Origin of the sequence: Actinomyces sp. oral taxon 175 str. F0384, from assembly GCF_000223355.1 — a bacterium.
GTDB lineage: Bacteria > Actinomycetota > Actinomycetes > Actinomycetales > Actinomycetaceae > Actinomyces > Actinomyces oris.
Window position 1 is genome coordinate 208,481 of record NZ_AFUR01000007.1, and the last position, 16,684, is coordinate 225,164.

The window sequence follows — 16,684 nt, forward strand, 5'->3', positions numbered from 1 at the left end:
GACGTAGGCTCGACGTCGATGACCGCACCGCTCCGCCGCAGCCCTCGCCCCGACGGGTCCTCCACGCGCGTCGACGAGGCCACCGCGGCTGCCCGGCGCGACGAGCTCCTGGCCAAGGCGGCCACGCTGCCCGGCGCCTGGGCGGGGCACAAGCCCGAGTGGGACATCCCTGTCGCCTCCGTGGGCCCCCGCCTCTTCCTGCTGCTCATCCCCCACACCGACGGCCGCCTCCTGGCCAACGTCAAGCTCGACCCCGAGGACGTCGTCGCCGTGCGGGCCACCTTCGAGTGGGTGGAGCCGGGATTCCACCAGTCCAAGCGGCACTGGGTGAGCATCGACCTCACCAGCCCGGACTACCACGCGGACGAGGCCACCGCCATGGTCGAGGACTCCTACCGACTCGTCCTATCCCTCCTGACCCGCCGCGTGCGCGAGGCCGTCCTCCTGGCCGACGCCGCAGGCTCCCCCGCCCGCCCCACCTGGCAGTGGTGAGGCGCCGCCCCGATGGCACCGCCGGCGGCCGAGCCGACCTCAGATGACGCAGGTGCGCAAACCTGGCACTATTCAGCCGAGGCCGTCGTCATCCGACGTCTGGCCACCCGACGGAAGGAGACACAGATGGGACTTGATGACCTGGCGAAGAAGGCCGGTGACGCTCTCAGCTCCGACAAGGCCGAGGCGATCAGCGACAAGGCGCTGGACGCCGCAGCCGGTGCTGCCAAGAAGGCGACCGGCGGCAAGTACGACGACAAGATCGACGCCGCCCGCGACGCCGTCGACGGCAAGCTCGGCACGGAGTGACCCGGCTGAGAGCCTGCCTACCCACAGGCACCGCGGTCTTCTGATCGCAGGAGTGAGGGCCCCGCACCGTTCGGTGCGGGGCCCTCACGCGTTCCCGGCCAGCTGGGCTCTCCCCATCTCTTTCAAGCACCGGCCGCCACAGTCCGGTGCCGCCACCACGGGGCCCAGCCGTCTCCCACCGGGACGTCTCATCAGCCTCCCCTCGGGCCGGCGGCGCTCGCCTATTGCGCGTTGAGCGCGGCGGTCGGAGGAGTGCGGGAGGCCCGAACGGCCGGGTACACGCCGGCCAGGGCGCCGATGGCGATGGTGACTCCCAGACCGCCGACAACGGCGATCACCGGCAGACTGAAGGGCCAGCCGTTGGCGGCCGACATCCCGGCGGTCACCCCGATCCCGATGATGCACCCCAGGGCGCCGCCCAGGGAGGCCAGCAGCAGCGCCTCGGTCATGAACTGCACAAGGATGTGTCCGCGCATCGCCCCCAGGGACCGTCTCAGTCCGATCTCCCGACGGCGCTCGAGCACCGAGATGATCATCGTGTTGGCCACCCCGATGCCGCCGACGAGCAGGGCGATCGAGCCCACGCCCAGCAGCAGGCCGGTGAAGGCCTTGTCGGCCGCGTTCTTGGCCTCCAGCGCGTCCGAGGGGCGCGAGACCTTGACCTCATTGGGGGCCTGCGGCGAGATCGACGGCGCCAGCAGCTTGCGCACCGTGGGGACGGCGGCGTCCTGGCTGCGCGTGTAGACCGTCGTCGGCTTGGCGTCGTGCCCCAGCAGGTCGCTGGCCACTCCCTGACCGATGAGAGCGGCATTATTGAGCTCGGGGGCCAGCACCACCGGCTTGAGGATGCCGACCACGGTGAACCAGTTCCCGCCGATCCACACCTTGGTTCCCGGTGAGACGACGCCGAGGCGCTGGGCCGCCGTCTGCCCCAGGACCGTGGCCGGGTACTTGCTGGTGGCCTCATTGAGCCAGGTGCCCTTGTCCACCTGTCCGGCCACGACGTCGAGCAGTGACTTGTCCGCGGCCAGGGTGGTGATGCCGCCGGAGGCGTTCTTGTCGATGAGCGGAGTGCGGTAGACCAGTGAGTTCTTGACCAGCCCGGTGCTCGAGGCGCTCTGGACGTTGTCGATGAGGCGGACCTTGCCGACGCTGTCCTGCGGCAGGGAGGAGGAGTTACCGAAGAGGTCCTGGCCGGCGGTGGCCGTCAGCAGGTTGGTCCCCAGCGAGTCGAGCTGGGCGGAGAGCTGGGCGCGGCTGGACGCAGAGATGCCCACCACCGAGATCATGGCGGCAATACCGATGGCGATCCCCAGTGCGGACAGGAAGGCGCGGGTGGGGCGGGCCTTGATGCCGGTGCCTCCCAGGCGCAGCACGTCGGCCAGACGCAGCCGCGAGCGCTGGATCCGCCGGACCGGGGCGCGGCCGGCCCGCTCGGCCGCGGACCGGTCACGCCGGTGCGTAGACGTCGTCATGGACGATCTCCTTCAGGCTTGAGTCCCCCACGATGCGGCCGTCGCGGATGGCGATCTGCCTGGGGAGCTGGGCGGCCAGCTCGTTGTCGTGGGTGATGACGATGATCGTGGTGCCTTGGGCGTGGAGCTCGTGAAGGAGCTCGACGATCGAGGCCCCGGAGGTGGAGTCGAGGTTCCCGGTGGGCTCGTCGGCCAGCAGCAGCGGGGGCTCGCCGACGACGGCCCGGGCGATGGCCACCCGCTGGCGCTCGCCGCCGCTCATCTGGTGGGGGCGGTGGTCGAGCCGGTGGGCCAGGCCGACGCGCTCCAGGGCGGCCCGGGCGCGCCGGCGCCGCTCGGAGCGGGGGACCCCGCTGTAGAGCAGGCCGTCGGCGACGTTGTCGACCGCGTTGACGCCGTCTGCCAGGTGGAACTGCTGGAAGACGAAGCCGATGCGGCTGGCCCGCAGGGCCGAGAGCTTGGCGTCGGACAGGGAGCCGACGTCGACGCCGTCGATCTCGACGGTGCCGGAGCTGGGCCGGTCCAGGGTGCCGATGAGGTTGAGGAGTGTGGACTTGCCCGAGCCGGAGGGGCCGACGATGGCGACGAACTCGCCGTCGTCGATCTCCAGGCTCACGCCCGCGCAGGCGGCCACGGGCGGCTCACCGTAGGTGCGCTTCACGTCGCGCAGGGACAGGATGCGGCTCATGTCTGCGGCACCACCACTCGCTGTCCCTCGGAGATGTCCTGACCGGAGATCTCCACGCGCCCGCCGGCGAACAGCCCGATGGTGACCGGCACCTTGCGGGTGGTGCCGCCGGCCTCGACGATCTCGACGCCGTACTGGTCGGCGCTCAGGGCCAGCAGGGCCCCGACCGGCACCGACAGGACGCCCGTGCGCTTCTCGCTGGGCAGGTCGACGGTGACGGAGACCTCCTGGAAGTTGGTGGTCGCCGAGGCGTCGGTGAGGGTGACGGTGATGGGGATGACCCGCTCCTTGGACTCACCCGAGCCGGAGCCGGCGCCGGACCCGGAGCCGGAGGACTTCTCGGTGGGGGTACCCACGGAGGTGATCTTCCCGGCGGTCTTCTTGGCGTCGGGCAGCTTGATGGTCACGGCGGTGCCGGCAACGGCGAGCTTCTGGTCGGAGAGCTTGATGTTGGCGTCGACCACCTGGGTGGTGGAGGTGACGTCGAAGAGCTCGGTGTCGGCGGCGACGCGGTCCCCCACGCGGGCGGTGACCGTCCCCACGCGCAGATCCCCGGGGGTGAAGACGATCCGTCCCAGTGGGAGGGTCCCGGTCCGGGGCAGGTCGAGGTCCTTCTGCCACTTCAGGATGGCGCTGGTGGTGGCCCAGCTGAAGTGGTCGTCGGGCTCGTAGTCGAAGTACCCCAGGTCCCGCAGGGCCGTCTCGAGCTGGCGGATGTCCTCGCCGTCCTCCATGCCGGCCTCGAAGCTGCGCCAGGCGGGCAGGTTGCCGCGCATGAGGTAGGCGGTCTCGTTGCCGGTTCGGTAGAGGACGTCGCCCTGGGTCAGGACGGCCCCGGAGGCCGGCACCTGGATGAGAACGCCCTCGAAGCCCGACTTGAACTTGCGCGAGTCGGAGTAGCGCAGGGTCCCGGACACCGAGGTCTGTCCCTGGAGGTCGCCCTTGGTGACGGTGTCGGTGGCGCCGCTGAAGGTCGACGTCGTCGGCTTGGCCTTGGCCGCGAAGGGGCCCGACCTGGAGGCGAAGGCGCCCGCACCAGCGCCCGCCGCCAGGATCGCGGCGGCACCCATGGCCAGGAAGGCCCGGCGTCGGGTGCGGTGGGCCGTGCCCGGCTTGTCCGCGGTGCCGGTCGAGCCGTCGTCGGCCTGCGTGGAGGTGGTGGTCTGATCCATGTGTCTGCCTGTCTGAGTGTGTGTCTGCGCGGCAGCCTGGCCGCGCGGGCCTGTGGTCTGGTGGCGCCTGCAGGGGCGCGGTGTTACTTGCTCCCGACCTGGGAGAAGCACTTGTTCATGACGTCCTGGGGGATGTCGCCGTTGATCTGGATGCCCTTGCCGGCCTCGGGGTCGGGCACGTCGTAGCCCTCCTTGCGCAGGCACTCGGCGGCCTTGACCAGGTCCTGCTGCGTCTCGGGCTTGGCGAGGTCCTCGGTGCCGGGGGCGGGGCCGACGATCTGCTCGCACTCCTGGGCGGCCTTGGTGGCGGCCTCGTTGTCGGGGAACTGCACGTTGCCGTTGGCGTCGGGGTCGGAGACGTCGATGCCCTTGTCGCGCATGCACTTGGCCATCTTGAGCAGGTAGTCGTCCCCGCTGGTGGCGGAGGCGGAGGCGGCCGAGTCCGCCTTCGAGCCCTGGGAGCATCCGGTCATGAGGCCGACGGCGCACACGGCGCAGGTCAGCACTGTGGCGGCGCGGGTGAGGATCCGGGTGTTGAGGGGCTGCTTCATGGGAGAGGGTCCTTTCGGCTCACGTGGGTCGGGGCGCGGTGGCGTCCGTTCGTTCGGGGAACAGCCAACCGGGAGCGGTGTTGCCACGGGGTTCACAAATTCGCTTATGTTGTGGCAACACAGCGGCTGGTTCGCTGAGGGACCAGCCGAAAGAATCCACAGTGAAGGAGGCAGGGCGATGCGCGTGCTCGTCGTGGAGGATGAGGAGTACCTGGCTGAGGCCATCGCCACCGGGCTGCGGCGTGAGGCGATGGCCGTGGACGTCGTCGGCGACGGGGCCAGCGCCCTGGAGCAGGTGGCGGTCAACGACTACGACATCATCGTCCTGGACCGGGACCTGCCCGTGGTCCACGGCGACGAGGTCTGCCGGCGGGTGGTGCGCGATCACCCCAGCACGCGGGTCCTCATGCTCACCGCGTCCCGGACGTTGGACGCGCGCGTGGGCGGTTTCGAGCTGGGAGCCGACGACTACCTCACTAAGCCCTTCGAGTTCCCCGAGCTGGTGGCCCGGCTGCGGGCCCTGGGGCGACGCAGCCAGCCGGCGCGCACCCCGGTCCTCGATGCCCACGGGGTGCGCCTGGATCCCTTCCGCCGGGAGGTCTACCGGGACGGGCGCTTCATTCACCTCAGTCCCAAGGAGTTCGCGGTCCTTCAGGTCCTCATGGAGGCCGAGGGCGGGGTGCTCAGCGCCGAGACGCTCCTGGAGAAGGCCTGGGACGCCAACGCCGACCCCTTCACCAACTCCACGCGGGTGACGATCTCCCACCTGCGTCGCAAGCTCGGTGAGCCGCGCGTGATCCAGACGGTCCCCGGCGCGGGCTACAGGTTCAGCGCATGAGCGGGCAGGGGGCTGCGGGGACCCGGGCCGACGACGCGGCGCGGCCCGGCGCCGACAGCTGGCCCCACGGCGCCCGGCCTGGCCGCACGGAGCACATGCGTCGCGCCCGGCACCTGAGTATCCGGGCCCGTCTGACCCTGACCTACGCCGGGATGGTGACGGCTGCCGGCGTGGTCCTCATCGCCCTGGTCTACTTCTACACGCGCTACGTCACGCTGAGCATCCAGATCGGCGACCCGGTCGGGGAGACCGCCGCCGTGCCGGTCTCCCAGGTCGGCGAGGCCGCCAAGGTGGACACGAACCTGTTCGATCTGCTCAGCAGCATCATGCGCTCGGCCGTCGGCGCGCTGGCGCTGCTCGTGGTGCTCTCCGGGACCGTCGGCTGGATCCTGGCGGGGCGGATGCTGCAGCCGCTGTCCTCGATGAATGCGGCCGCCAAGCGCGCCGCCTCGGGCGACCTCAGTCAGCGGCTGGACCTGTCCGGCCCGCGCGACGAGATCCACGACCTGGCGGACACCTTCGACAACATGCTGGCCTCCCTGGAGCGGTCCTTCTCCGTCCACCGCCGGTTCGCGGCCAACGCCTCCCACGAGCTGCGCACTCCCCTGGCCACCACGCAGACGATGATCGACGTCGCCCTGTCCGACCCGCAGGCCTCGGCCGAGGATCTGCGCCGGGTGCTGACCCGGGTCCTGGAGACCAACCGCGCCAACCGGGAGACGATCGACGCCCTGCTGGACCTGGCCGACGCCCAGTCCGGCAAGCTGGCCCACGAGGACGTGGACATGGAGGCCACGGTCCGTGACGCCCTGGGCCTCATCGCTGCGGAGGTCGCCGAACGCGGGCTTCACGTCTCCACCCATCTGCTGCCCGCCCGGGTCCCCGGGGATCCGGTGCTGCTGCGCCAGAGCGTCTCCAACCTGCTGCGCAACGCGGCCCGCTACAACGTCGAGGGCGGCCGCATCACTGTGGGCATGGCGCGTCTGGACGACGGCATGCGCCTGACGATCCGCAACGAGGGCCCCGTGGTGGCGGCCGAGAGCGTGGAGTCCCTGCGCGAGCCCTTCGTGCGCGGCGAGGGGCGGGGGCGGACCCGGGGCTCCGGGCACGGGCTGGGCCTGGCCATCGTCACGGCGGTGGCCACCGCGCACGGCGGCGAGCTGCGCCTGAGCGCCAACCCCGACGGCGGTCTGACGGCCGTCCTCGAGCTCCCGGTGGGACAGGTCGAGGATGCCTCGAGCACAGCCGACCCCAACGACTGACGGTCGCCGGCCACGCGGGCCGGCGACCGTCAGGGTCGAGCAGCTGGCTGCGGCGGAGACGAGACCCCGCCGGGCGGCGACTAGTTCTTCTTGCCGGAGTTGATGACCAGCTCGATGAAGAGGCGGATGAGGCCGATCTCAGCGACGACCCAGGGGGCGTCGAAGAGCAGGCTCAGCAGGAACCTGCCGAAGTTGAAGTTCCCGCCCTCCAGCTGGATGTCGTGGCCACCGGTGAGGTCGCCGGCCTTGTAAGCCGAGTAGAGCCAGCTCACGACCAGGGCGATGGCGGCGATGTAGAAGAGCACCTTGCCGAACTTCTCGGCGAAGGGCTTGGCGGTGTCGAAGAGGTTGCCCATGAAGCTGTCCCCCGCCGGAGCCTGCGGGAAGGGCTGGCCGGGGGCGCCGGGAGCAGCAGGCGCGCCGGGAGCGCCCTGGAACTGCTGCTGGGGCGGGTAGGGCTGCCCCGGGGCCGGAGCCGAGGGTGCCGAGGGCTGCTGCTGGTAGAAGGGCTGACCAGGGTTGGGGGGCTGAGTCATGAGGACTGTTCGCTTCCTTCAGAGTTGGGGACGCAGGCAGGCTACCGTGTCAACGATGCCCTGTGAAACGCTCAAGTGACCCCTCGCGTTCTGCGAGGCGACTCACAGTCCTCAGGGCATGGTGCGATGACGCGCCCTGAAGGCGGTCATCGGGCCATCCCACCATACAGAATCCCTGAAGGCCGTGTTGGAACGCACCCGCCGGCCCGCGGGGAAGCCCTCCCCATCGTCCTGGGCGCCTATCTGCGTTCCGGGCTCTCAGCGCACCAGGTCGTAGGTGCTGGAGGTGCCCACCGGTGAGGCCGGGGTCGCAGGGGCAGGAGGGGCCGGCAGCCGGCGTCGGCGCTCACTACGGGCCACGGCGGTGCGCAGCAGGGTCTCGAAGGGGCCGGCGTGACCGCCGCGCTCCAGGGCGGCGCACAGACCGACTGTCACCAGCCAGACCGCCAGCGCGATCCCGGCGGCCCGGGCCTCGCCCAGGTGAAGCTCGATCCCGGTCAGGGCGGGCAGAACCATGAAGATGGTGGCGAAGAGGAAGGTCTGGCTCAGGTAGGCCGTCATGGAGCGGCGCCCCACACTGGAGGCCAGCCGGCGCAGCCCCGTCAACCGGCCATCCGGCCTCGGCCCGCCGGCGTACAGGGCCAACAGCGCCAACCAGCCGCAGGCCCCGGCCACGCCCGTGGCCGCGTGAAGGGGCATGGTCCAGGCGACCAGGGAGCCGCCCGCGGCCCACACGGCGAACCCGATACCGCCCGCGGCACCGATCCCCAGACCGCCCAGGCCGACGGCGACCAGGAGCCGGCGGTGGCGCTCGGGGTGGGTGATGAGATCGGTGTCGGCCAGCCGGGCACCGAGGAACATCGCCGGAACGATCATGGAGAAGAACAGTGCCGAGACCAGGCTTCCACCCCAGGCCAGGAGTCCGTCGGAGACGTAGGACAGGACCGTATCGGTCGAGGCGCCGGCCCCCTGGTGCGCGTCAGCCGCCGAGGTCGTGCCCTGGGAGGCCAGGAAGCTGCCCATGTTGAGGAAGGTGGTGGTGCCGGCAACAACGACGATGGTGCAGAAGGCCACGGCCCGTTTCCAGTGCTTGCGGGCGATCCAGCCGGCGAAGATGACGGCGACCAGGCCGTAGGGGCCGATGATGTCACCGGAGAAGAGCACGGCGTGCACGGCGCCGAAGAGGATCATCCACAAGCCCCGACGCCGCACCAGTCGACGCGCATCGACGGTGGCCTGCTCACGGGCCCAGGCCGCCTCCTGCGACGTCGGCTCACGGCCGTCCTCCACGCCGGGCAGGGAGCTGAGGTAGGACGCGGCACCGGAGGCGATGCGCCGGTTGACCATGGTGACCAGTCCGAAGCCGAAGAGCATCGCGAACAGCGGGTAGGCGCGCGAGTCGACCAGGAGGGAGCGCACCCACAGCCATGCCGTGTCGACCGCGTCAGATGGGGCGGAAGCGTGCGTCACATCGGTCCAGAAGGGGAGGTTGGCCAGGGCGATGAGCAGGAGCATGAAGCCACGGGCCACGTCCGGGGCGGGATAGCGCACCCCCCGAGTGCCGGTGAATGACGTCGCAAGTTTCATGCCCTCCACGTTAGGGATCAGCCGCCAGAGCCACCTCCCCCTCCGGGGCCATCGTGGCAGGCTGATCCTCTCCTCCCCGGAGAGTGGACCGAGCCCTGGTCCTCCTCCCGGAGGACCAGGGCTCTTCCCTCTTGCGATGGCATCGGGCACCCGACCCGCTCTCAGGCTCCCGCGGTAACCGGGGCGCTCGTCGACCGACCGAGGAACTGGGCCGCGCGCTGGGCGGGGATCTGCTGGGGGAACGGGTTCGTGCGGCTGCGCTCGCTGCGAGCGACGGCGATGCGCAGGAGGGACTCGAAGGGACCGGGCATGCCGAGCCGCTCAAGCACCGCGCACAGGATCACGGTCGTCAGCCAGACCATCACCGCCACCGCTGCGGATGCCGTCACTCCCAGCGACACGGACCTCCCGGTCAGTCGCGGCGCGATGACGAAGATGCCGGCGAACATGACCGTCTGGGACAGGTAGGCGGTCATGGAGCGGCGCCCCACGTTGGACAGCAGCCTCCTGAGGCCGGTCAGCCGGTTGTCCGCCGTCGGCCCGCCGGCGTAGAGGGCCAGGACGGCGAGCCAGCCGCAGCCCCCGGCCAGACCCAGGATCATGATCAGGGCGGAGTCGGCCTCCCAGGACTGAGCGCTGGTGAGCGGGACCAGGAGCTCGTGAAGCGCGCCGAGTGCCCCCAGGGCCAGGCCGCCGATCCCGGCCACCGTCAGCAGACCGCGGTGGCGCTCGGGGTGGGAGATGAGGTCGGTGTCGGCCAGGCGGGCACCGAGGAAGGCGGCGGGAAGAACCATCGTGGTGAAGGCGGCTCCCAGGGCGGTGAAGAACCACTCATTCACGTTGGTCACGAACCAGGGCAGCGCTGACGCCACGGACTCGCCTGCTCCGGTGGGTGCCGCCGCCGGGGCAGCGGGCCCCGCCACACCGGCCGCCTCACCTCCGGGGCCCATGAGCATGGCCAGGACCACCGTCACGATCTGGAACAGAAGAATGAGGGCGCAGACCGCCAGCTGGCGCTTGTGGTGCTTGTGGGCGAACCACCCGGCGAAGACGACGGCGACGATGCCGTAGGTGCCGATGATCTCCGAGGGGAAGAAGGCGCCGTGGATGAGCCCGAACAGGACCATCCACAGGCCGCGGCGCCGCACGAGGCGGCGGGCGTCGATGGCGGCCTGCTCCCGGGCCTGGTCGAGCTCAGCCGCCGACGGCGCCCGGAGCCCGCCGGTCAACTGCTGGCAGTGGGCGTCGATGCCCGATGCCATGCGCCGGTTGACCATGGTGGCCAGCCCGAAGCCGAAGAGCAGTGCGAACAGCGGGTAGGCGCGCTGGTCGATGAATAGGGCACGTATGAAGGCCCAGGTCCTGTCGGCGGTCGATGGCGCACGGCCCTCGGGACCCGCCACCCAGTACCCCACATTGGCCAGGGCGATAAGCAGCAGCATGAAGCCGCGGGCGACGTCGGGGGCGGGGTAGCGCAGGCCGCGGGAACCAGTGAATGAGGTCGCGGAGGAAGTCGTCGTGTTCATGACTCGACCGTATGAAAACCAGGGGTTCCGCGGCGTCCGCCTTAAGCGCCGAGATCATGTCCACCGAAAGGTGGAGCCTGCCGCCCGGCCATTCTTCCGGCGGACGGCCCCGGGTCGGGCCGGCTCAGGGGGCCGGCTGCGGTCCCGGCTGCGGCGCAGGCGGCATGCCCGGTTGGACCGGTGCCTCCGGCTGGACTCCCGGCTGAGCCACTGGCGGCATGCCCGGCTGCATCGGCGCCGGCGCTCCCGGGTGGGTCCCCATCTGCATCATCGGCCACGGTCCCGCCTGCATCCCGGGCCAGACGGCGGGCGGGGGCGGCGGCGTCGGCCTCCTGCGCTCGCTGCGGGCGACGGCCGTGCGCAGCAGGGTCTCGAAGGGTCCGGCATGACCACCGCGCTCCAGAACGGCGCACAGGACCACGCTCGCCAGCCAGACACCCAGGGCGACGAGGGCGGCCGCGGCCTGCCCCATCCACAGGCGCCTGCCCGTCACCAGGAGTGGAACGACGCCGAAGATGATGCCGAACAGGATCGTCTGGCTCAGGTAGACGGTCATGGAACGGCGGCCGACGGCGGAAGCCAGCCAGCGCAGGCCAGTCAGCCGGCCATCCGGCCTGGGCCCACCGGCATACAGGGCCAGCAGCGCCAGCCAGCCGCAGGCGCCGGCCAGGCCGAAGAACTCCGTCATGGCGAAGTCCCACGGCCAGAGCTGCGCCGTCGTCGCGAGCGTCAGCGCGCCGTGGAACGCCGCGAGTGCCCCCAGCGCCAGACCGCCCAGGCCCACGGAGATCAACAGGCGCCGGTGCCGCTCCGGATGAGTGAGGAGGTCGGTGTCGGCCAGGCGGGCACCGATCACCGCAGCCGGGACGATAAGGGCGATGAGCACCTGCACGACCAGCACCACGGCCCACTGCAGGGCATTGGTGACGACCCAGAGCAGCGCCACTGTCAGCGAGACCGACTGCTCCCCGGAGGCCGTCAGGGTGTCGCCGCCCGACAGGGTCCCTGAGGCCAGATACGTCGCCAGGGCCAGCACGGAGATGATGCCCCCGGTGAGGTAGAGCGCCGAGTAGTTCTTGCGGGCCAGCAGGTTGGCCAGGAGGACGGCGACCAGCCCATAGGCGCCGATGATGTCACCGGGGAAGACGAGGCCGTGGACGAATCCGATCAGCAGCATCCACCAGCCGCGGCGTCGCACCAGGCGGTAGGCGTCAATGGTGGCCATCTCGCGGGCCCAGGCCGCCTCGTGCGGCATCGGCTCGCGGCCCTCCGGCGCGCCGGGAAGGGAGGCGAGGTAGGTCTCGGTCCCGGAGGCGATGCGCCGGTTAATCATGGTCATGAGCCCGAAGCCGAAGAGCATCGCGAACAGCGGGTAGGCCCGGTGGTCCACCACCAGCGTGCGGACGAACATCCACCAGCCGTCAACGGAGGAGACCGGAGGCTCGGCCCCGTTCGGCATCTTGTTCCACGACGGAACATTGGCGACCGCGATGAGCAGGAGCATGAAGCCACGGGCCACGTCGGGGGCGGGGTATCGCACGCCCCGGGCACCGGTGAAGGAGGTCGTCATCCGCATGAGCGGAACCTTACGGGCGGTTGTAGACCGGCGGCATCCGCCTGGAGAATGAGGTGCGGGGGCCGGCCGCCTGTTCCGCCGCAGCGGCCGATGGGCTCAGTACCGCATCAGTGACCGCGTCTCAGTGTCTGCATCCAGGACGCACCGGCGCTCATCATTGCCCGCCGGCGCTCGTCAGTCCCAGTCAGTTCCAATCCGTGTCGGTCAGTACCACCGGCGCACGGGCACGAGCGCAGTGCTCGCGCCTCCCGCTGTACCGGCGGCGCGTGCGCGCCCCGCCCCGGGGTGGCGCGCGGCGGGTCCACGGCCCTGGCGCCCGGGGGCGACGACCTGAACCTCGCCGTCGGCCGCCGCCGCGAAGATCCGCTGGACGACGGCCTCGCGGCTGCGCATGCGGGCGTTGTCGGCCTCCAGCTCCTCCACGCGAGCCTCCAGGGCAAGGATGCGGCGGATGCCCTCGAGGTTGATGCCCTCCTGGGACAGGGACTGGATGCGACGCAGGCGCTCGACGTCGCGGTGGGAGTAGCGCCGACCCCGCCCGCGGGTCCGGGCGGGGCTGACCAGCCCGAGCCGGTCGTACTGGCGCAGGGTCTGGGGGTGCATCCCGGCGAGGTCGGCCGCCACCGAGACCACGTAGACCGCGCGCTCGGCGGCGTCGTCGGCCAGGTGCCCCAGGCCCTGCCCGGCCCGGTGCCGGCTCATGTCGCCGCCTCCTCCATGAGGGTGGCCCGCGGGTCGGTGTCACCCATGGCCTCATCGAAGGCCTCGAGGGCCTGCTTGGCGGCCTTGGAGAGCTTCTTGGGCACGGCCACCTGGATGGTCACCAGCAGGTCGCCGGTCTTCTTCCCGGTGGTGGCGCCCTTGCCGCGCAGGCGCATGACGGTGCCCGAGGAGGTGCCGGGCTTGATCTTGATCTTGGAGGTGCCGCCGTCGAGCAACGGGACCTCGACCGTGGCGCCCAGGGCGGCCTCGCGCAGCGTGACCGGCAGGTCCATGCGCAGGTTGGCGCCGTCGACCGGGTCGACCGAGTACACGGGGTGCTTCTTGATGCTGATGGTCACCACCATGTCGCCGTTCTCGCCGCCGTTCAGGCCGGCTCGGCCCTTGCCGCGCAGGCGGATCTTCTGGCCGTCACGCACACCGGCCGGGATGCGGACCTTCATGGTGCGCCCGTCCGCGGTGAGCTCCACGGTGGTACCGGCGACGGCGTCGCGCAGGTCCAGCGTCGCCGAGGTCAGGACGTCAGAGCCCTTCTGCGGCTGGGGCTGGGAACCGAAGCCACCGAAGCCACCGAATCCGAAGGGGCCGGAACGGCCACCGGAGCGGGTGGGGCTGGGGGTGCCGCCGAACATGCGCAGCAGGTCGTCAAGGTCGGGCTCGCCGGCGCCGCCGCCGGTCTCGAAGCGGACGCCGCCTCCCTGGCCGCCGAACATGGAGGAGAAGATGTCCTCGAAGCCGGCGCCACCGGCCCCTCCCGGGCCACCGGCCTGGAAGCGGGCGCCGCCTCCGGCCATCGAGCGGATCGCGTCGTACTGCTTGCGCTCGGCCTCGTCGGACAGGACCGCGTAGGCCTCCCCGATCTCCTTGAACTTCTCGGCCGCCGCGGCGTCGTCGGGGTTGCGGTCGGGGTGGTACTTCTTTGCGAGTGTGCGATAGGCCTTCTTGATCGCGGCGGCGTCGGCGTCCTTACTCACGCCGAGGACCGCATAGAAGTCCTTCGTCATCCAGTCCTGACTGGCCATGGTCGTCTCACCGCCTCCTTATCCGGGTGATCGTGGGTTTTCCTTACTGAAGCTGAAGATTGTGGGGGTGGACGGCTCCGCGGCCCTGGGCCTGGGGCGCCCTGGTGCACCAGCCGGCCCGACGGCGGACTCGGACCCGCCAGAACTGCTGGCTCGGGTCCGCCGTCGGGCCGGGGTGTGTGGTGCGGTGGGTATCAGGCCGGGTTGGCGACCTGGACGCGGGCGGCGCGCACGACGCGCTCACCCAGGCGGTATCCGGGCTGCAGGACCGCGGCGATGGTGGGCTCGGTGACCTCGCTGGACTCGGTGGCCATGAGGGCCTCGTGCAGCGTGGGGTCGAAGACCTCACCCACGGCGCCGAAGCGCTCCAGGGAGTACTTCTCGGCCAGGATCGACTCGAGCTTGCCGGCCGTGGTCTCGAAGGTGCCGGTCAGGTCGCCGTGCTGGCGGGCCAGCTCGATCTCGTCGAGGACCGGGATGAGGGCCTCGACGACGCCGGCGGCACCAGCGTCCCGGTGGGAGGCCGCGCCCTCACGGGAGCGGCGCACGAACCCCTGGTACTCCTGCTGGAGGTTGTAGAGGTCCGCCCGGGCCCGGGCCAGGTCGTCGGCCGCCTGAGCGGCCTGGGCCTGCGCCTGGGCCAGGGGGTCCTCCCCCGCCGCCTCATCGGAGGCGGCGTCGGCCTGGCCGGCCGCGCCCTCGGGCGAGCCCTGGGCGAGTCCTTCACGGACGTCGTCGGGCACTTCCTCGAAGGCCGACTCGACGGCCGCCTGGAGCTCGGGGTCGACGCCCTCGTTCTCGGGGGTGGGGCCGGCCGAGGTCACTTGGAGTCCTCGTCGTCGACGATCTCGGCGTCCACGATGTCCTCGTCGTCGGAGGACGTGGAGCCGGCCGAGGAGGCGGAGGCGTCACCCGCGGCCTGGGCGGCGGCGTCGGCCTGGTAGAGGGCCTCGCCGACCTTCTGGGCCACCGAGTTCAGCTTCTCCTGAGCGGTCTTGACCGGCTCGATGTCGTCACCCTCGAGGGCCTTCTTGAGGTCGGCGACGGCCTCGGAGACCTCGGAGTGGACGTCCTCGGGCAGCTTGTCCTTGTTGTCCTTGAGGAGCTTCTCGATGGAGTAGGCCTGCTGCTCGGCGGAGTTGCGGGTCTCGGCGTCCTCGCGGCGCTTCTTGTCCTCCTCGGCGTGGGCCTCGGCCTCCTTGACCATGCGGTCGATGTCCTCCTTGGGCAGGGCGGAGCCGCCGGAGATGGTCATGGACTGCTCCTTGCCGGTGCCGCGGTCCTTGGCCGAGACGTGGACGATGCCGTTGGCGTCGATGTCGAAGGAGACCTCGATCTGGGGCACGCCACGGGGGGCCGGGGCGATGCCGGTCAGCTCGAAGGTGCCCAGCGGCTTGTTGTCCCGGGCGAACTCGCGCTCGCCCTGGTAGACCTGGATGAGCACGGAGGGCTGGTTGTCCTCGGCGGTGGAGAAGACCTCGGAGCGCTTGGTCGGGATGGCCGTGTTGCGCTCGATGAGCTTGGTCATGACCCCGCCCTTGGTCTCGATGCCCAGGGACAGCGGCGTGACGTCGATGAGCAGGACGTCGCTGCGGTCGCCCTGGATGACGCCGGCCTGGAGGGCCGCGCCGACGGCGACGACCTCATCGGGGTTGACGCCCTTGTTGGGGTCCTTGCCGGTCAGCTCGCGCACCACGTCGGCGACGGCGGGCATGCGGGTGGAGCCGCCCACGAGGACCACGTGGTCGATGTCGGAGACCTTGACCCCGGCGTCCTTGATGACGTTGTGGAAGGGGATCTTGGTGCGCTCGAGCAGGTCCGCGGTCATCTCCTGGAAGTTGGAGCGGGTGAGCTTCTCATCGAGGTGGATGGGGCCGGACTCGCTCATGGAGAGGTACTGCAGGTTGATGTTCGTGGAGGTCGCCGAGGACAGCTCCTTCTTGGCCTGCTCGGCGGCGTCCTTGAGACGCTGCATGGCGATCTTGTCCTTGGACAGGTCCACGCCGTCCTTGCTCTTGACCTGCTTGACCAGCCAGTCGACGATGCGGGCATCCCAGTCGTCACCGCCCAGACGGTTGTCACCGTTGGTGGCGCGCACCTGGATGGTGGAGAAGCCGTCGTCGTCCTTGCCGACCTCGAGCAGGGAGACGTCGAAGGTACCGCCACCGAGGTCGAAGACGAGGATGAGCTCGTCCTCCTTGCCCTTGTCCAGGCCGTAAGCCAGGGCCGCGGCGGTGGGCTCGTTGACGATACGGTCCACGGTCAGGCCCGCGATGGTGCCGGCCTCCTTGGTGGCCTGGCGCTCGGCGTCGTTGAAGTAGGCCGGGACGGTGATGACCGCGTTGGTGACGGGCTCACCCAGGTAGGCCTCGGCGTCGGCCTTGAGCTTGGCCAGGATGCGGGCGCTGATCTCCTGGGCGGTGTACTTCTTGTCGTCGATCTCCACGGACCAGTCGGTGCCCATGTGGCGCTTGACCGAGGAGATGGTGCGGTCGACGTTGGTGACCGCCTGACGCTTGGCGATCTCGCCGACGAGGATCTCGCCGGACTTGGAGAAGGCGACGACGGAGGGGGTGGTGCGACCGCCCTCGGCGTTCGGGATGATGGTGGGCTCGCCACCCTCGAGGACGGCGATAGCAGAGTTGGTGGTACCCAGGTCGATACCGACAGCGCGTGCCATGTGATGTGCTCCTTGTGATTGCTGAGGTGTTGTCAGTCGATGTTCGAGGTGAGGGCCGGAGGTTCCGGCGCCTTCAGGTTGAGTCGTATGCACTCAGGATTGTGATTGAGTCAGGCTCTGTCAACTTGACTGCATACAACCTTGAGTCTGACTGGCTCAACCTTGGTGGGTCGCAGTCCATTCCCGAGGTCTACAGTGACCTGTGACACAGGTCTGCCATGTGAGCACAGCGCGAGCCACTTGCCTCACG

At 70.5% G+C, this 16,684-nt stretch carries 16 protein-coding genes; 4 read left to right on the top strand and 12 right to left on the bottom strand.

The genetic code is table 11. The features are described from left to right. Positions 1 to 18 precede the first annotated feature (18 nt). Together HMPREF9058_RS12425 and HMPREF9058_RS12430 are read left to right on the top strand one after the other, a co-directional pair. Positions 19 to 492 (top strand): MmcQ/YjbR family DNA-binding protein, encoded by a 474-nt coding sequence (locus HMPREF9058_RS12425; RefSeq protein WP_009407683.1) that lies wholly within the window; start codon positions 19 to 21, stop codon positions 490 to 492. A 126-nt stretch (positions 493 to 618) separates the two neighbouring features. Then, positions 619 to 801, top strand: a complete 183-nt coding sequence (locus tag HMPREF9058_RS12430) for an Rv0909 family putative TA system antitoxin (RefSeq protein WP_009407609.1) — start codon at positions 619 to 621, stop codon at positions 799 to 801. Between the two features lie 221 nt (positions 802 to 1,022). Here the strand turns inward: HMPREF9058_RS12430 and HMPREF9058_RS12435 are convergent, their stop codons facing one another. The 4 genes from HMPREF9058_RS12435 to HMPREF9058_RS12450 all read right to left on the bottom strand — a co-directional run bounded on the left by HMPREF9058_RS12435 (position 1,023) and on the right by HMPREF9058_RS12450 (position 4,687). Continuing rightward, complete coding sequence (locus HMPREF9058_RS12435; RefSeq protein ID WP_009407569.1) at positions 1,023 to 2,276, bottom strand: ABC transporter permease; 1,254 nt, start codon at positions 2,274 to 2,276, stop codon at positions 1,023 to 1,025. Then, positions 2,251 to 2,964: an ABC transporter ATP-binding protein gene (locus tag HMPREF9058_RS12440; protein ID WP_009407635.1), complete on the bottom strand. Its 714-nt coding sequence runs from the start codon at positions 2,962 to 2,964 to the stop codon at positions 2,251 to 2,253. The genes HMPREF9058_RS12435 and HMPREF9058_RS12440 overlap by 26 nt, the downstream gene beginning before the upstream one ends. After that, positions 2,961 to 4,136 carry a peptidoglycan-binding protein gene (locus HMPREF9058_RS12445; protein WP_009407686.1) on the bottom strand — a complete coding sequence of 392 codons (1,176 nt, stop codon included), beginning with the start codon at positions 4,134 to 4,136 and terminating at the stop codon, positions 2,961 to 2,963. The genes HMPREF9058_RS12440 and HMPREF9058_RS12445 overlap by 4 nt, the downstream gene beginning before the upstream one ends. 83 nt (positions 4,137 to 4,219) lie before the next feature. Beyond that, positions 4,220 to 4,687, bottom strand: coding sequence for a hypothetical protein (locus HMPREF9058_RS12450; RefSeq protein WP_009407646.1), 468 nt, complete (start codon positions 4,685 to 4,687; stop codon positions 4,220 to 4,222). A gap of 178 nt (positions 4,688 to 4,865) precedes the next feature. On the opposite strand from HMPREF9058_RS12450, the gene HMPREF9058_RS12455 reads away from it, so the two are divergent. Next, positions 4,866 to 5,525 (top strand): response regulator transcription factor, encoded by a 660-nt coding sequence (locus HMPREF9058_RS12455; protein ID WP_009407792.1) that lies wholly within the window; start codon positions 4,866 to 4,868, stop codon positions 5,523 to 5,525. Further along, a complete protein-coding gene (locus HMPREF9058_RS12460) occupies positions 5,522 to 6,787 on the top strand; it encodes a cell wall metabolism sensor histidine kinase WalK (protein ID WP_043538403.1) in 1,266 nt (421 codons plus the stop codon). The genes HMPREF9058_RS12455 and HMPREF9058_RS12460 overlap by 4 nt, the downstream gene beginning before the upstream one ends. Before the next feature lie 80 nt (positions 6,788 to 6,867). Here the strand turns inward: HMPREF9058_RS12460 and HMPREF9058_RS12465 are convergent, their stop codons facing one another. The 8 genes from HMPREF9058_RS12465 to dnaK form a co-directional block, all read right to left on the bottom strand. Next, positions 6,868 to 7,323, bottom strand: coding sequence for a hypothetical protein (locus HMPREF9058_RS12465; RefSeq protein WP_009407644.1), 456 nt, complete (start codon positions 7,321 to 7,323; stop codon positions 6,868 to 6,870). Positions 7,324 to 7,581: 258 nt separating this feature from the next. Then, positions 7,582 to 8,910 (bottom strand): DUF418 domain-containing protein, encoded by a 1,329-nt coding sequence (locus HMPREF9058_RS12470; protein WP_043538404.1) that lies wholly within the window; start codon positions 8,908 to 8,910, stop codon positions 7,582 to 7,584. Between the two features lie 161 nt (positions 8,911 to 9,071). Further along, on the bottom strand, positions 9,072 to 10,436 hold the full coding sequence (locus tag HMPREF9058_RS12475) for a DUF418 domain-containing protein (RefSeq protein WP_009407676.1): 1,365 nt from the start codon (positions 10,434 to 10,436) through the stop codon (positions 9,072 to 9,074). A 124-nt stretch (positions 10,437 to 10,560) separates the two neighbouring features. After that, positions 10,561 to 12,012: a DUF418 domain-containing protein gene (locus tag HMPREF9058_RS12480; RefSeq protein ID WP_009407498.1), complete on the bottom strand. Its 1,452-nt coding sequence runs from the start codon at positions 12,010 to 12,012 to the stop codon at positions 10,561 to 10,563. A 204-nt stretch (positions 12,013 to 12,216) separates the two neighbouring features. Continuing rightward, positions 12,217 to 12,714 carry a helix-turn-helix transcriptional regulator gene (locus tag HMPREF9058_RS12485; RefSeq protein ID WP_009407583.1) on the bottom strand — a complete coding sequence of 166 codons (498 nt, stop codon included), beginning with the start codon at positions 12,712 to 12,714 and terminating at the stop codon, positions 12,217 to 12,219. Further along, positions 12,711 to 13,754 carry a DnaJ C-terminal domain-containing protein gene (locus HMPREF9058_RS12490; protein ID WP_009407621.1) on the bottom strand — a complete coding sequence of 348 codons (1,044 nt, stop codon included), beginning with the start codon at positions 13,752 to 13,754 and terminating at the stop codon, positions 12,711 to 12,713. The genes HMPREF9058_RS12485 and HMPREF9058_RS12490 overlap by 4 nt, the downstream gene beginning before the upstream one ends. A 194-nt stretch (positions 13,755 to 13,948) precedes the next feature. Then, positions 13,949 to 14,578, bottom strand: a complete 630-nt coding sequence (locus tag HMPREF9058_RS12495; protein WP_009407629.1) for a nucleotide exchange factor GrpE — start codon at positions 14,576 to 14,578, stop codon at positions 13,949 to 13,951. Then, positions 14,575 to 16,434: a molecular chaperone DnaK gene (gene dnaK, locus HMPREF9058_RS12500; RefSeq protein WP_009407705.1), complete on the bottom strand. Its 1,860-nt coding sequence runs from the start codon at positions 16,432 to 16,434 to the stop codon at positions 14,575 to 14,577. Before dnaK ends, HMPREF9058_RS12495 begins: the two co-directional genes overlap by 4 nt. Between the last annotated feature and the right edge of the window lie 250 nt (positions 16,435 to 16,684).